This window comes from Mycobacterium sp. PO1 (genome assembly GCF_017312405.1).
In the GTDB taxonomy this organism is placed as follows: domain Bacteria; phylum Actinomycetota; class Actinomycetes; order Mycobacteriales; family Mycobacteriaceae; genus Mycobacterium.
Map to the genome: position 1 here is coordinate 1 of NZ_BLTG01000120.1, position 13,605 is coordinate 13,605.

A 13,605-nucleotide genomic window follows, 5' to 3' on the forward strand; every position below is an offset into this window, starting at 1 on the left:
CAGGATCGGGGACTCGCCACGTACCTTGTGTTCGCTGCGTCGTTCAACAGTGATGTCGTCATTTCAACGGGTGGGCTCTCGGCACGCGTCAAGGACGTCGCGACACGGCTACTTTCATCATCGATCTCGGATAACCGGAGCATCAAGGACGAGATGATTGTCGCACTCGCGGACGAGGACGCAAAGGCGCTCGTCAAGCACATTGGCGCCGTGATCATCGATAGGCCCGACAGGCAGACGGCCGGTATAACGGCGATCTTGCGTTTCGCTCGCCTGCGTCCGGAATGCGTCGATCTTGCCTGTGCTGCACTGAAACGCGTTCCGCCAAAAGAGCTGAAGCCCGGCGCGATTCTCCAGGTCAAACAGGGCGATCCCCAACCAATCATCGAGCAGATGACGAAGCTGGTCGAGGCGAACGGCGGCTCCGAACAAGCGGGCGCGCTTGATGTTGCCCTGGAGCGTAGCTAACCATGGGTACGAGCTCTTCATACAAGGGCTCTAATGGGAAAATCCCCCGCGCGATGCGGGAGGGCTTCGAAGACTGGGCAAAGTCGCAATCCAAGGCCGATAAGAGCGACTTACCGGCGAATGTCGTCGCTCAGGCGCTTCGGATCCCGCTGTACTCCCGAGGATCTGGCGGAGGCGGCGGGGCTGGCGGGTCAACGCCTGGTGGAGCCGGTGGTCGCCAAAGCTCACCACAACGAACTGTCGGTTCGTACGCAAGAACAGCGGGTCGCGCAGCTGAGCTTGCTCGTGCTTTCCGCGCGGGTGATCGGGAGGCCATCGAGCGAGCTGGGCTGGATTTCGACGCGCTCTCCCAACTCACAAGCCGTGCTGAGATCGTGAGGGAGATCGTTGACGTCGTTTGCGCTGCGCAGACAACGAGCGACATCGCCAGCGAGGAACAGCGCGCTATCGCCGGCAAGCTCGTGGATTGGATGATGGACGACTCATTGAACAGTGAGCTACCGGACGCAGCCGAGACCGCCGAGCACGCCATTGGACTTATCGCCGCCGAGATCTTCATCTCGGAAGCAGGCGATACGCTCGTCGGGAATGACGAGGTTTCGCGCGACGAGTTGATTGATGGCATCAATGAAACCTCGCAGGTGCTCGCCGCGCAGGCGAACCTGGCGTCTGGCGCGACAGATGCGGCATCCATCGAAAAAGCGATTACCAAAGGCGTTCGGGCGCTGCGGAAGATCTACAAGCCGGGGAATCCCGCATGAACGAACCGTTCCTCCTAAGCGTTGAACCAGTACCAGCCGAACCGACGGCAGCTGCTGACCGGACATTCTTCTGGAATGGAGTGGGTTCGCATCCGTGGTTTGCATCGAACGTCGGACCCAACCTCGGTGAATTCGGAGAGGTCAATGAACGCAACATCGACTTCGTGCGCATTGCCTCGGCAGTCCTGTCTGCGGACAGGTCAGTCCTTCGGTCTGGCCGTCTCGCGAGGTGGAACAAGCGAGATATTGCGATCGAAGTCGATGTGTTGTCTGTCGAGCCTTGGGATAGTGTGCGCGCAGAACTGCAAGAACTCCTCGGATTCTTGACCGGAGACACCTGGCATCTCGCTTTTCGAGAGCAGAAGGGTGCGCCCGAGCAGACGGCTGTCCGCGCGGTAGGGGCATCACGCGTCGTCCTGTTCAGTGGTGGTGGCGACTCAGGAGTTGGCGCCCTGCTGTCCGCACACGAGTTGCAAGGAACGGCCAAGCACGCGCTCGTATCTCACTATTCGGACAAGTACCTTCCCCCTTTGCAGCGTTCCTTGGCGCAACAGACCAATGCGCTCTTTCCAGGAACGCTCGCGGACCACGTTCAGGTGCACCACTCACGGGGTCGGAAGACGGCGAACGGCAACTACTACCGTAAAGAAAACTCGACCCGTTCTCGATCGCTACTGTTTCTCGCGTTCGGGCTTGCGGTCGCGTCAGTCAACCAGCTGCCGCTCTGGATTCCCGAAAATGGCTACGCATCCATCAACCCGCCCCTCTCGCCGAACCGACGCGGCAGCCTGTCGACGAAGACCACTCACCCGGCATTCCTATTGGGTGTTCGCAACATCATGGCCAAGGTGGGGCGCATGGTGACCTATCCAACCCCTTTGCAGACCGCACGAAAGGCGAAATGTTCTCTGAGGTAAGGGATCTTCTCGGTGACGAAGCCGCGTCCGAATATCTCAGTGCAACAACATCGTGTTCGCACACGGGTGCCAAGACCTACGGAATCAGTCGTCGTGCGCAGTGCGGGGTCTGCTTCGGATGTCTGCTTCGGAAGGCGTCGTTCATCGCGAGTGGCGTCACCGATCGCACTGAGTACATCGATCCAAACGGTGACGAGCGGGTCGCAAATTGGTTGAAATCGAAGTCGGTCGAAGCAGCGATGCGAGACTTCCTCTCCACTGAACTGCGCGAAGAGGATCTCGCGACGATGCGTATTCCGAACACCATTCGGCTCGCAGACGCCGCCGCGCTCTGCAACCGAGCGATGGATGAACTTCGCGGACTATCCCTATGAGTGAGCACCTGCTGCCACTGGATGCTCATGCCCATATCGACGCCGGTATCTCTGCGGGAGATGTAGCAAACCTCGATGCATTCGTCTTCGCTATGACTCGATCGCTTGATGAGTTCGCGAATCTTTCTCGCAACGATCGTCGTGCTGTGTGGGCGATTGGTGTCCACCCAGGTTTGGTGCGGTCGCAACGTGCCTTCACCGCGGACAAATTCCGTCGCCTGCTGAGCACGACCCCTGTCGTTGGCGAGACCGGGCTAGATGGGGCGAGCCGAGTGCCGATGAGCGTCCAGCTGGAGACGTTTCGCAGCGTGCTGGCGGCGGTCGCCGACGAACCCCGGATCCTGAGCGTGCATAGCTATCAGGCTCAGGCCGAGGTTCTGCGGGAGTTGAACCGCCTGCCGGTGCAGGGCGTGATCTTGCACTGGTGGACCGGCAGTCCGGGACTCACAGAAGAGGCTGTCAGACTCGGGTGTTACTTCTCCGTACCACCTGCGGCGGCAGGTGTGCTTGGCCCTGATTTTCTTCGGTTGCTTCCGCAGGATCGAATACTGACGGAGACTGATCATCCGAGCGGAGACCGTCGTGGGCCACTGCCCCGCCGGCCGGGGAATGTGCGGGAGGTGGAGCGAAACCTTCGGCGGACCTGGGCCCTCGATGACGATGCGACTCGGACGCAAGTCTGGCGGAATCTCGCCAACCTGGCAGATGAGACAAGCACCGTCGACCTGTTCGGGCCTGACTGGCGGACTGCGTTCGAAGCCGCCCGCCGGTAGAGCTTGGGTGCTGGACTCAGCCTGGCACTGCAGCTGCGGCGACGTTCGTAAGGAAAGCCGAACCGACAAATGCAGATGCTGAGAGCAACCTACCCGTCAATGAGTCTCCGTTCATACGCATCGCCTCCTTTCGTGTGCGGCCTCGGAACCGAGACAACAAACTGGGAATGACGTAGAGCATCACGGCCACCGCAACGATGGGCAGTACCAGACCTGTTACCAGGCTCAATCCAGCAGCGCTGACCAAGATTAGCATCGGGCCAGAACTCCTACCGGTTGCGGTTGAATCGGCCGCGCTTCCTGATGGGCGAAGTCGTGCCAATCCATCCTCATCGCGTGTCGGCAGGTGCGTAGAACGTGCGCAACGAAACTAAGGCCCTTGTCCGTGCATCGGCTTGCTCGTAGTTGTCGAGCAGTGCCTTGGTCAGCTCTTCAAGGGTCCACAGTGTCAGCGGGACCGACGACCTGTCGGCTTCATAGCGTGCATCCTTCGTGAACCCGCCAGTGCTGACGTACAACCCGCGGTCATCCTTATGGCGACCGCCGAGAAAGCTGCGGACCTCTTGGCTTCCCATCGACCCCTTGCGATGCTTGACCTCGACAACGATTCGCGGCTGTTCGAAGCCGAAGCCGTCCGGCGAAGCCAGGATGTCTCGTCCAAGATCGGACCCCGGTGGCGACACCTGGGTCTTGTAGTTCATCGCCCGCAATATGCCCGCGACAAGTTCCTGCAGGTCGGCCCAGTCGAGCTGATTAACCTGGTCTTTGATCCGCTCGAAGGCCACGGCCTCGAAGTCTTCAAGCGGATCTTCCGCTTTCGTGTCGATTTCAGGCTCGGCAACTTCGACGGGTGCGCCCGTCGCAGCTGCCAGCAGTTCGGCACTAGCAGAGTCCGGCAGCTTGAATACGGTCATGACCGAGCCCAAGCTGTTTCGAGTGCCGACCGTCAGGCGATCCCGGTCGACTTCGATTGGCAACCAATCGACGGGACGCGAAAGGTCCATGCCGAGATTCGTGCGATCCGGCTGATACGTACACGCGGCCCGCACGGTGCCAACGAGATACCTGCGGTTTGTCGGCGAGTACGTGACAACGAGGTCGCCAACACCGATCTCATTGACGAATCGGTACACCTGCGAGGCAGCTGACATGGCCGAATGTTGCTTGATGCCAGGCCGGACCTCAGAGTACGCGGTGAGGAGCGCCTTGCGGCTTGCCCCGGAGTATGCCGACTCGGCGATTTCAGGAAAGCCGATACCGACAGCCGTCAGGTCGCGGAAGTCGTCGTAGCGCTTGCCCCCGTCGCTCCGCACCATCCACATCGATGCCAACTACGTCTCCTTTGTCGCGTTGAGAATCGATGATGGCACTGCGATAGGTCTGGCGTCAGCCAGCCCTGCCCACAAGAATTCTTGACGGCGGGCGCGCGATGCTCGATCTTCGGACGAAACGAACTAGAAAAGCGCCGCGTGTCGAAACCTACTGCCACCCTGGCCGCCCTCGCAGTTGAACGCCTTGCTTGCGAAGTGCAGCAGCGACAGTGGTGTGGGAGACATTGAACTTGGCACCAATCGACGCAAGTGACTTGCCGGCGACGTAAAGCGTGGCAGCCTCCCTGGCCTGCTCATCCGTGAGGCCTTGGCGACGGATCATGACACCCTGCTCGCGCAGGATAGCGGCGACTCGTGTCTTGGAGATGCCGTAGCAGGCGCCGATCTGCTGGGTGGTCTCGCCAGCTTCGTACCAGGCCACAATATTGGTGATGTCGTGGGCGTTCAGGAAGCGTTTCGCGTGGGGTTTGGGCACATCTTGTCCGGACAAGTGTGGCCGAGGTGGTGACTCGGTGATGCGTTTTTGCAGGTCAGCCAATTTTTCATTGACAAAACACAGGTTCGATGTTCTTCCTATAGCCTCCACTTTTTGACCTCAGGTTCGCGGGTCGACTCTTCGCGCATTCTCGGCAATTCTCGATTCGACCGTCGTCTGCCGCAGGGCACCACCTGAACACGAACTCCAGTGACACCTATCGCTTGCTCGCGGCGGCGTGAGGTTCGAGATGCCGCGCTCAGGCGGCTTGGCCGTCTGGGGGCGCGGGTCCGCCGGGTTGGTCGGGGCCGCGGGATTTGTCGGGTTTGTCAGGATCGTCGGGGTCGCCTGGCTCGCAGGGTTCGTCGGATTCTTCGGGGTTGTCGTTGGGCGATGGTTCGGTCAACTCATAGTCGATCGGCTCGTCGTCCATCGGCGGGCCGTCGCTCAGCGCGTAGTCGATCGGTTTGTCGTCGATCAGTTCATGGTCGATCGGCTGGCAGTCGATCGGTTCATGGTCGATCGGTTCGTCGTGGATCAGCTCAAAGTTGATCGGCTCGTCCGTCAGCGCGTCATCCATCGGCTTATGGTCGATCGGCTTGTCGTCGATCGGTTCGTCCTCGACCCGCGGGGTGTCGCCGGGCTGGTCGCGGTGACCGCTCGGGGTGGATGCGGCGGGTCCGGGATCGCCCGAACGGCTCGATGTCGAAGGGTTCGGTGGCTGCTGGTCGGGGGGTCGTAGGAGTCGTTCGGGGCGGTGGTAGGTGTTGATGCGGGTTTGGCCGGTGTCCAACGCTGGTGGGGGGATCCATTCGACTTCGCCGCGTTCGTTCATCCGGGTGCTCCAGCCCTCGGGGCCGACGGCGCGGTTGTCGGGTCCACAGGCCAGGCCGAGTTCGTCGACGTTGGTGTTGCCGCCGTCGGTCCAGTCGGCGACGACGTGATGGGCTTGGCTGCCGTAGGCGCCCACCGTGCAGCCGGGTTTGGTGCAGCCCCCGTCGCGGGCGATCAGCATGACCCGCTGTGCTGGGGAAGCGACCCGGCGGGCCCGAAACAGTGCCAGCGCCGATCCGGTGGCCTTGTCGAACACCGCCAGGCTGTGATGGGCGTGGGCGGCCAGGCGGATCACCTCGGCGATCGGGAGGCGGGTGCCCCCACCGGTGACTCCGATCCCGGCCCGGGACTCGAGATCTTGCAGGGTGGTGCGGATGATCACCGACACCGGCAACCCGTTGAGCTGTCCGAGCTGACCACTCATCAGCGCGATCCGCAACACCGCGACCAGCGCATCATGCTGGCGTTGAGCCAGGCTGCGGTGATCAGCATCGATCTGAGCCTGCGAGGGCGTGCCGGAGACACACGGTTCGGGGTCGTCGGGGTTACACATGCCCGGGGCGGCGTACTTGGCGAAGATCGCCTCCATCAGCGCCCACGCTTCGGGGGTCAGCTCCCCGCTGATCGGGGTCATCGCATCGCCACGCTGTCGCCCCTTGGAGATGCCGCGGCGGCGGGCGCGTTCGGTGTCGTCGGGTTCGGGGCCGTCCTGATCGAGCAGGAACAACGCCAACTCCGCGGCATCGCTGACGTCCTTGGGTCCGGCCCCGGCCGCCAGGCGCACCAGATCGGTTTCGAACTCCTCACGGGTGCCGGCGTCGACGAAACCGGGCAGCTTGGCCACCGCCTTGGCGATCACCACCACATGCTCAGTGTTGATCGCACCCTGGGCCTGCGCGGCCGCGGTCGCCGGCAGCACCGGCGGCAGGGTTTGGCCGGTGAGCGACTGTCGCGGCCCCAGCAGCGCCGCCTCACCCAACCGCCGCCCCGCCTCGGCGGTGGAGATCCGCCACCGCACCGCCAGCACCTGGTTCCACGATTTGGCGCCCATCTCCTTCGCGGTGGTCTCGACCTGCAGACGCGCCAACAACCGGTTCCGCAGCGCCGGCAGCTGACACCACACCACCTCGAGCTCATCCAGGGCGTCGACCAGATCCGCGCGACCCAGCAGATCCACCCCAGCACCGGCCGCCTCATCAACCGCGGCACGCACCGCTGCGACCGCCTCCGACAAGACCACACCCGACATGACTCGAACATACATTCGACCACCGACAAAACCGGAGCTCCGATTCTGTGATGTATCAGGAGATCGGTGACAGTTCTGCCTCAGGACATCGGTGACACTGCACAGCGATGTCGAGACAGCGCACTATGTCGAGCAGGCGTGCGCAACGGAGACTGCGACGGCGCATTGCACCGTCGCGCTTGTCGCCTCACCTCACTGAGGCATCGTCACCGTGGCGCTTGGTGATCGCCGTGATCGGCGGCGTTGCCTCGATGGCCCGGCGGGCCAAACAGCTCAGTTCAGACCGCGTGCTCGTCGGCGACGGTGAGGGCCGTGTCGAGGATGCGCAAACCTTCGGCCACCTCGTCGTCGGTCACGTTGCACGGCGGCACCGCGTGGATGCGGTTGAAGTTCGCGAACGGCAACAGCCCACCGGACTTGCACGCGGCCAGCACTGCGGCCATGGCCGGGCTGGAACCGCCGTACGGGGCCAACGGTTCACGCGTCTTCTGGTCGGCCACCAGCTCGATCGCCCAGAACACCCCGAGGCCGCGGACCTCACCGACGCTGCGATGCCGGGCGGCGAGCTCACGCAGGCCGGGCCCGAGGACGTCCTTGCCGATGCGCGCCGCGTTGTCCACCATGCCTTCGTCGTCCATCGCGGTGATGGTGGCGACGGCACAGGCGGTCGCCAGCGGATGGCCGGAGTACGTCAGCCCACCCGGGTACGCCCGGTCGGCGAATGTCGAGTAGATGGCCTCGTTGATGGCGACCCCGCCGAGCGGGATGTAGCCGGACGTCACGCCCTTGGCGAAGGTGATCAGATCGGGCACCACGTCGAAGTTGTCGATCGCGAACCACTTTCCGGTGCGGCCGAATCCGGCCATCACCTCGTCGGCGATGAACACGATGCCGTAGCGATCACAGATCTCGCGCACGCCGGCCAGGTAGCCGGGCGGGGGCACCATGATGCCCGCGGTGCCCGGCACCGACTCCAGGATGATGGCCGCGAACGAGTCCGGGCCTTCCATCTGGATCAGCCGCTCGAGGTGTTCGAGCGCGCGCTGGGTTTCCTGCTGCTCGTTCTCGGAGTGGAAGGTCGACCGGTACAGGAACGGTCCGTTGAAGTGCACCACCCCGGAGCTGGCGTAGTCGTTGGGCCAGCGCCGCGGGTCGCCGGTCAGATTGATCGCGGTGTCGGTGCCGCCGTGGTAGGAGCGGTAGCGCGAGAGCACCTTGTAGCGGCCGGTGTGCAGCCGCGCCATGCGCACCGCGTGTTCGACGGCGTCGGCGCCGCCGTTGGTAAAGAAGATCCGGTTCAGGTCACCCGGGGTGCGTTCGGCGACCAGGCGTGCCGCCTCGGACCGCGCGTCGTTGACATGCTGAGGTGCGATCGTGCACAGCTTGGCGGCCTGTTCGGCAATGGCGGCAACGACTTTCGGATGCTGGTGGCCGATGTTGGTGTTCACCAGCTGCGAGGAGAAGTCGAGCAGCCTGTTGCCGTCACCGTCCCAGAGATAGGAACCCTGGGCGGCGAGCACGGTCATCGGTTTGATCTGTGCCTGCGCGGACCACGAATGGAAGACGTGCTTGCGGTCGAGCTCGTAGGCTCGCTGCCCGCGCGCAATCGCGGTGTCGAGGTCCTCGCCGGTGGGCAGAGCTTCGAAGGTAGTTGTCACAGCGGGGGTTCCGTTTCGTTCGTGCCGGGCGAGCGCGCGCTCGATGCCTCAGATTATGTCGTGTCGGTGTGCAGACGCGCGCGCTCGCGGTGATGACAGGCCGGGGTCAGGCGTTCTGGGGGAAGCCGAGGTTGAGCCCGCCGTGGGAAGGGTCCAGCCAGCGGGTGGTGATGGCTTTCTGGCGGGTGAAGAACTGCACGCCGTCCATGCCGTGGGCGTGGCTGTCGCCGAACAGGGAGTTCTTCCAGCCGCCGAAGCTGTAGTAGGCCATCGGGACGGGGATGGGGACGTTGATGCCGACCATGCCGACCTGCACTTCGTTCTGGAACCGGCGCGCCGCGCCGCCGTCGTTGGTGAAGATGGCGGTGCCGTTGCCGTAGGGGTTGGTGTTGATCAGCTCCAGGGCCTCGTCGTAGGTGTCGACGCGCACCACTGACAGGACGGGGCCGAAGATCTCGTCGGTGTAGACACTCATGGCCGGAGTGACGTTGTCCAGCAGGGTCGGTCCGAGCCAGAAGCCGTCCTGGCCGCCGTCGGGGGCGACCTGACGGCCGTCGAGGACGACCTTGGCGCCGTCGGCCTCGCCGGCGTCGATGTAGGAGGCGACCTTGTCGCGGTGAGCCTGGGTCACCAGCGGGCCCATGTCGGAGTCTTTGGTGCCGTCGCCGGTCTTGATGGTCGCGGCGCGCTCGGCGATCTTGGCGACCAGGTCATCGGCGATCGGTCCGACCGCGACCGCGGCAGAGATGGCCATGCAGCGTTCGCCCGCGGAGCCGAACCCGGCGTTGACCATGGCATCAGCGGCCAGGTCGAGGTCGGCGTCCGGCAGGATCACGGCGTGGTTCTTGGCGCCGCCGAGGGCCTGGACGCGCTTGCCGGCCGCGGTGCCGGTGGCGTAGACGTACTGGGCGATCGGCGTGGAACCGACGAACGACACCGACTTGACCGTCGGATTGGTCAGCAGTTCGTCCACGGCGGTCTTGTCGCCCTGCAGGACGTTGAACACCCCGGCGGGCAGTCCGGCTTCCTTCCAGAGCTCCGCCAGCCACAACGCTGCCGACGGGTCCTTCTCCGAGGGTTTGAGCACGACGGTGTTACCACAGGCGATGGCCAGGGGGAAGAACCACATCGGCACCATGGCCGGGAAGTTGAACGGGGAGATGATCCCGACCACGCCCAGCGGTTGGCGGATGGAGTGCACATCGATGTTGGTGGACGCGTTTTCGGTGTAGCCGCCTTTGAGCAGGTGCGGGATGCCGCAGGCGAACTCGACGACCTCCTGGCCGCGCGACACCTCGCCGAGAGCGTCGGAGAGCACCTTGCCGTGTTCGGCCGTGATGATCGCGGCCAGTTCGTCTTTGCGCTCGTTGAGCAGTTCGCGGAAGCGGAACAGCACCGCGGTGCGCTTGGCCAGTGAGGTGTCACGCCACTCCGGGAACGCCGCGGCGGCGGCGTCGATGACCCCACGCGCGTCCTCGACGGTGGCCAGCGCCACCTGCCCGGTCACCTCACCGGTGGCCGGGTTCGTCACCGGCGCGGTGGCACCGGAAGACCCGGTGAAAACCTCGTTGTCAACCCAATGGGAAATCACCTGGGGAGCCACGGTGCACGCCTTCCTGTCGTCTACTCGGACTTTGCTTCTATCGTGACCCATGCTGAGCCGCCACGGTGGTGACAGATTGCTTCGAAAAAGGGCCGACCCTTTACACTGTGTCAATGCCGTTGACCGTGGCCGAGGTGGTCGCGCTGCCGGTGGTGCAGCGCGGCGAACCCGAGGTGCTGAGCCGGTGCCGCTGGCACGAGTCGATTCGCTGGGTGCACGTCAGCGACCTGGCCGACCTGTCCTCGCTCCTGCAGGGCGGCGAGCTGGTGCTGACCACCGGCGCCGCGCTCGCCCGCTCGCCGCGGCCCTACCTGACCGGCCTGGCGCAAGCCGGTGCCGTCGGCGTGATCGTCGAGGTCGGCACGGAGGTCTCCACACTGCCCAGCCAGGCCGGCGCCATCGCCGACGAACTCGGGCTTGCGCTGGTCGTGCTGCATCGGCGCGTCAGGTTCGTCGAGGTCACCGAGGCCGTGCACCGCAAGCTCGTGGCCGAGCAGTACGACGAGGTCGCCTTCGACCGTCGGGTGCACGAGACGTTCACCGAACTGAGCATGAAACGGGCCTCGATCAACGGCATCGTCGACGCCGCGGCGCGCATGCTCGCCGAGCCGGTGGTACTCGAAGACCTGTCGCATCAAGCGATCGCGGCGTCGGCGACGATTCCCGCCGACCTGCTCGACGACTGGGAGCGCCGGTCCCGGCGCAGCCCGGCAGGCGCACATGCCGAACCCTGGGCGGTGACCGGCGTGGGCCCGCGATCGCAGGAATGGGGCCGGCTCGTCGTGCCCCGGGCGCCGGGCGAACCGACGCGGGCGCGGATGGTGCTCGAACGTGCCGCCGCCGCGCTCGCCATGCACCGGATGATCGAGCAGGACAGAACGGGACTGCAGCACCAGGCCCAGAGCGGGCTGATCGACGACGTCCTGCGTGGCCGGATCACCGACGAGCGGGATGTCGCGGCTCGTGCCCAGGCGCTCGGTCTGCGCCGGACGGCCAGCTATGTGCCCGTGACGGTCCGGGCGGTCCGACCCCACATCCCGACCGATCCGGTCGCCGATCATCGTCGGAACATCGCGCTGCTGGACACGGTCGCGCACACGGTGAACGCCGGCGGCCATTCGGCTCTGTTCTCCCTGCAGGGTGACGGGGAAGTGGGAGCGGTTCTGGCACTGCAGGATTCCCGCGGCAACGGCGCGGACAAGGCGCTCACGGCGCTCGGCGTCAGGCTGCGCGAGGAGGTGCGTCGCGTCGACGGGTCCGAATCCGTGCTGGCGGCGGGATCGCCCGCCGAGCAGGTCACCGACGCTGTCGCGGCGCTCGCGGAATCCGCTCACGTCGCCGAGGTCGCGTTGGCGATGCCGACCGGCGGACGGGCGTACTTCCGTGCCTCCGACGTCCGGCTGCGTGGACTGGTGACGTTGTTGCGTGAGGACGATCGGCTCCAACGCTTCGCCGAGACCGAGCTGAAAGCCTTGTTGGACAACGATACCGAGGCGAGGCCCGATCACCTGACCGTGCTGCGCGAGTACCTGCGGCTGGCCGGGAACAAGGCGGCACTCGCAGAGCGCCTGCACATGAGCAGGCCTGCGCTCTACAAACGTCTCGCGGCCATCCGCGCCGCACTCGGAGTCGACCTCGACGACGGTGAGTCGATGACGTCACTGCACGTCGCGCTGATGATCCTCGACGCGCGCGGGACCGGTCGCTGACAGCGATTGCGACGGCCGCCAGGCCAGGAACCCGACGACCAACCCGAGGAACGGAATCGCGGCCAGGATCGCGCTCAGCGTCACGCTGCCGCCCGTGACCAGCGTGAAATTGGACAGCACCAACCATAGGCTGGCCAGCAGGCCCACGACGGCCAGCGCCGGCGCGATGCGCGTCGGGAACACCCGGCCCGCGGCCCGGTCCGGGTGGCGCAGGAAGAAGACCAGGACCGCGACCGACGTCGTGAGCATCAGCGTCACCATGCCGACGGTGGCCACACCGGCCATCGAGCCGAAGACGCCGACCAGCGGATCGATACCCAGCACGGCGAGCGCGGCGACGATCACCGTGGCGGTGATGGTCTGCACGACCGACGAGAACGACGGCGCATCGTGGTCATCGTGCACCGCGCCCAGCCGCGCAGGCAGCAGCCCCTTGCGGGCCAGCACGAACTGGTAGCGCGCGATGACGTTGTGAAAGGACAACACGCAGGCGAACAGGCTGGTGAGCAGCAGGACGTTGACGACATCGCGCCCGAGGGAACCCATGGTGGCGCCGGTGGTGTCCAGCAGCATGTTGCCGTCACCGTCGAGGGTCTGCTGCGCGACGTCGGTGACCTGGTCCGGGCCGATCGCGACGACGAACGCCCACACGGTGATCGCGTAGAACGCCCCGATGATCAGCACTGCGGCGTAGGTGGCGCGGGGGATGGTCCGCTCGGGGTCGCGCGCCTCGTCGCGGAACACCGCCGTCGCCTCGAAGCCGATGAAACCGGTCAGGGCGAACAGGATGGCGATTCCGATGGTGCCCTGGCTGAACACGGCCGGGTCGAACGACGCGAAGGTGATGCCGGCGGGACCGGGATCGGCGACCATCAGCACGTCGAGCAGCACCACGACGCCGATCTCGAGGGTCAGCGCGACGCCGAGAACCTTGGCGCTCAACTCGATGTGGCGGTAGCCCAGCACCGCCACGATCGCCAGGACCGCGAACGAGTAGACGGGCCAGGGGATCACCGGTCCGTTGTAGTGGGCGACGGTGTCGGAGATGGCCCAGCCGATGTAGCCGTAGATGCCGATCTGGATGGCGGTGTAGGCGATGAGTGCGACGACCGCGATGCCCTTGCCCATGCGCTGGCCCAGCCCGACGGTGACATAGGAGAAGAACGCTCCTGCCTCGGGCACGTGCGGGGTCATCGTCACGAATCCGACGCTGAAGACCAGCAGCACCAGCGCGGCGATGGCGAAACCGACCGGTGCGCCTGCCCCGTTGCCGAGTCCCATGGCCAGCGGCATGTTGCCGCCGATGACTGTCAGAGGGGCTGCCGCCGCGACGACCATGAAGACGATGCCGACGGGGCCCAGGTGGCCGCGCAGCCGCCGCCCCTGCGATCCGGGCGAGGTCGCGGAGGACGTGGCGGAGGGGTTGGTGGTCACGGGGTCTCCTGGGGCTGTC

At 65.1% G+C, this 13,605-nt stretch carries 12 protein-coding genes; 6 read left to right on the forward strand and 6 right to left on the reverse strand.

All coding sequences use genetic code 11. The features are described 5' to 3' along the window. The 5 genes from J3476_RS26670 to J3476_RS26690 form a co-directional block, all read left to right on the forward strand. Nucleotides 1–468 (forward strand): hypothetical protein (locus tag J3476_RS26670; RefSeq protein WP_373889133.1); only part of this gene is annotated, 468 nt, incomplete at its 5' end. A gap of 374 nt (nucleotides 469–842) precedes the next feature. Further along, on the forward strand, nucleotides 843–1,229 hold the full coding sequence (locus tag J3476_RS26675; RefSeq protein ID WP_207069295.1) for a hypothetical protein: 387 nt from the start codon (nucleotides 843–845) through the stop codon (nucleotides 1,227–1,229). Further along, nucleotides 1,226–2,146, forward strand: a complete 921-nt coding sequence (locus J3476_RS26680; RefSeq protein ID WP_207069296.1) for a hypothetical protein — start codon at nucleotides 1,226–1,228, stop codon at nucleotides 2,144–2,146. The genes J3476_RS26675 and J3476_RS26680 overlap by 4 nt, the downstream gene beginning before the upstream one ends. Then, nucleotides 2,131–2,520, forward strand: a complete 390-nt coding sequence (locus J3476_RS26685; RefSeq protein ID WP_207069297.1) for a hypothetical protein — start codon at nucleotides 2,131–2,133, stop codon at nucleotides 2,518–2,520. The genes J3476_RS26680 and J3476_RS26685 overlap by 16 nt, the downstream gene beginning before the upstream one ends. Further along, nucleotides 2,517–3,293, forward strand: a complete 777-nt coding sequence (locus tag J3476_RS26690; RefSeq protein WP_207069298.1) for a TatD family hydrolase — start codon at nucleotides 2,517–2,519, stop codon at nucleotides 3,291–3,293. Before J3476_RS26685 ends, J3476_RS26690 begins: the two co-directional genes overlap by 4 nt. A 329-nt stretch (nucleotides 3,294–3,622) precedes the next feature. Here the strand turns inward: J3476_RS26690 and J3476_RS26695 are convergent, their stop codons facing one another. The 5 genes from J3476_RS26695 to J3476_RS26715 all read right to left on the reverse strand — a co-directional run bounded on the left by J3476_RS26695 (nucleotide 3,623) and on the right by J3476_RS26715 (nucleotide 10,494). After that, nucleotides 3,623–4,615 carry a restriction endonuclease gene (locus J3476_RS26695; protein WP_207069301.1) on the reverse strand — a complete coding sequence of 331 codons (993 nt, stop codon included), beginning with the start codon at nucleotides 4,613–4,615 and terminating at the stop codon, nucleotides 3,623–3,625. Nucleotides 4,616–4,772: 157 nt separating this feature from the next. Beyond that, a complete protein-coding gene (locus J3476_RS26700; protein WP_286183826.1) occupies nucleotides 4,773–5,210 on the reverse strand; it encodes a helix-turn-helix domain-containing protein in 438 nt (145 codons plus the stop codon). 148 nt (nucleotides 5,211–5,358) lie between these two features. Further along, nucleotides 5,359–7,197 carry a DUF222 domain-containing protein gene (locus J3476_RS26705; protein ID WP_373889135.1) on the reverse strand — a complete coding sequence of 613 codons (1,839 nt, stop codon included), beginning with the start codon at nucleotides 7,195–7,197 and terminating at the stop codon, nucleotides 5,359–5,361. Between the two features lie 263 nt (nucleotides 7,198–7,460). Then, nucleotides 7,461–8,840 carry an aspartate aminotransferase family protein gene (locus tag J3476_RS26710; protein ID WP_207069299.1) on the reverse strand — a complete coding sequence of 460 codons (1,380 nt, stop codon included), beginning with the start codon at nucleotides 8,838–8,840 and terminating at the stop codon, nucleotides 7,461–7,463. 106 nt (nucleotides 8,841–8,946) lie between these two features. After that, nucleotides 8,947–10,494: a CoA-acylating methylmalonate-semialdehyde dehydrogenase gene (locus J3476_RS26715; RefSeq protein ID WP_286183827.1), complete on the reverse strand. Its 1,548-nt coding sequence runs from the start codon at nucleotides 10,492–10,494 to the stop codon at nucleotides 8,947–8,949. 62 nt (nucleotides 10,495–10,556) lie between these two features. On the opposite strand from J3476_RS26715, the gene J3476_RS26720 reads away from it, so the two are divergent. Beyond that, nucleotides 10,557–12,152, forward strand: coding sequence for a PucR family transcriptional regulator (locus J3476_RS26720; RefSeq protein ID WP_207069300.1), 1,596 nt, complete (start codon nucleotides 10,557–10,559; stop codon nucleotides 12,150–12,152). On the opposite strand, the gene J3476_RS26725 is transcribed toward J3476_RS26720, so the two are convergent. Continuing rightward, nucleotides 12,102–13,586, reverse strand: a complete 1,485-nt coding sequence (locus J3476_RS26725; RefSeq protein WP_286183828.1) for an APC family permease — start codon at nucleotides 13,584–13,586, stop codon at nucleotides 12,102–12,104. The two genes, J3476_RS26720 and J3476_RS26725, sit on opposite strands and share 51 nt — an antisense overlap. Between the last annotated feature and the right edge of the window lie 19 nt (nucleotides 13,587–13,605).

Excerpts from the sequence above, each read along its gene's own strand:
- J3476_RS26680 (WP_207069296.1), top strand. The coding sequence starts at position 1,226 with ATGAACGAACCGTTCCTCCTAAGCGTTGAACCAGTACCAGCCGAACCG.
- J3476_RS26685 (WP_207069297.1), top strand. The coding sequence starts at position 2,131 with ATGTTCTCTGAGGTAAGGGATCTTCTCGGTGACGAAGCCGCGTCCGAA.
- J3476_RS26690 (WP_207069298.1), top strand. The coding sequence starts at position 2,517 with ATGAGTGAGCACCTGCTGCCACTGGATGCTCATGCCCATATCGACGCC.
- J3476_RS26695 (WP_207069301.1), bottom strand. The coding sequence starts at position 4,615 with ATGTGGATGGTGCGGAGCGACGGGGGCAAGCGCTACGACGACTTCCGC.
- J3476_RS26705 (WP_373889135.1), bottom strand. The coding sequence starts at position 7,197 with ATGTATGTTCGAGTCATGTCGGGTGTGGTCTTGTCGGAGGCGGTCGCA.
- J3476_RS26715 (WP_286183827.1), bottom strand. The coding sequence starts at position 10,494 with ATGGGTCACGATAGAAGCAAAGTCCGAGTAGACGACAGGAAGGCGTGC.
- J3476_RS26720 (WP_207069300.1), top strand. The coding sequence starts at position 10,557 with ATGCCGTTGACCGTGGCCGAGGTGGTCGCGCTGCCGGTGGTGCAGCGC.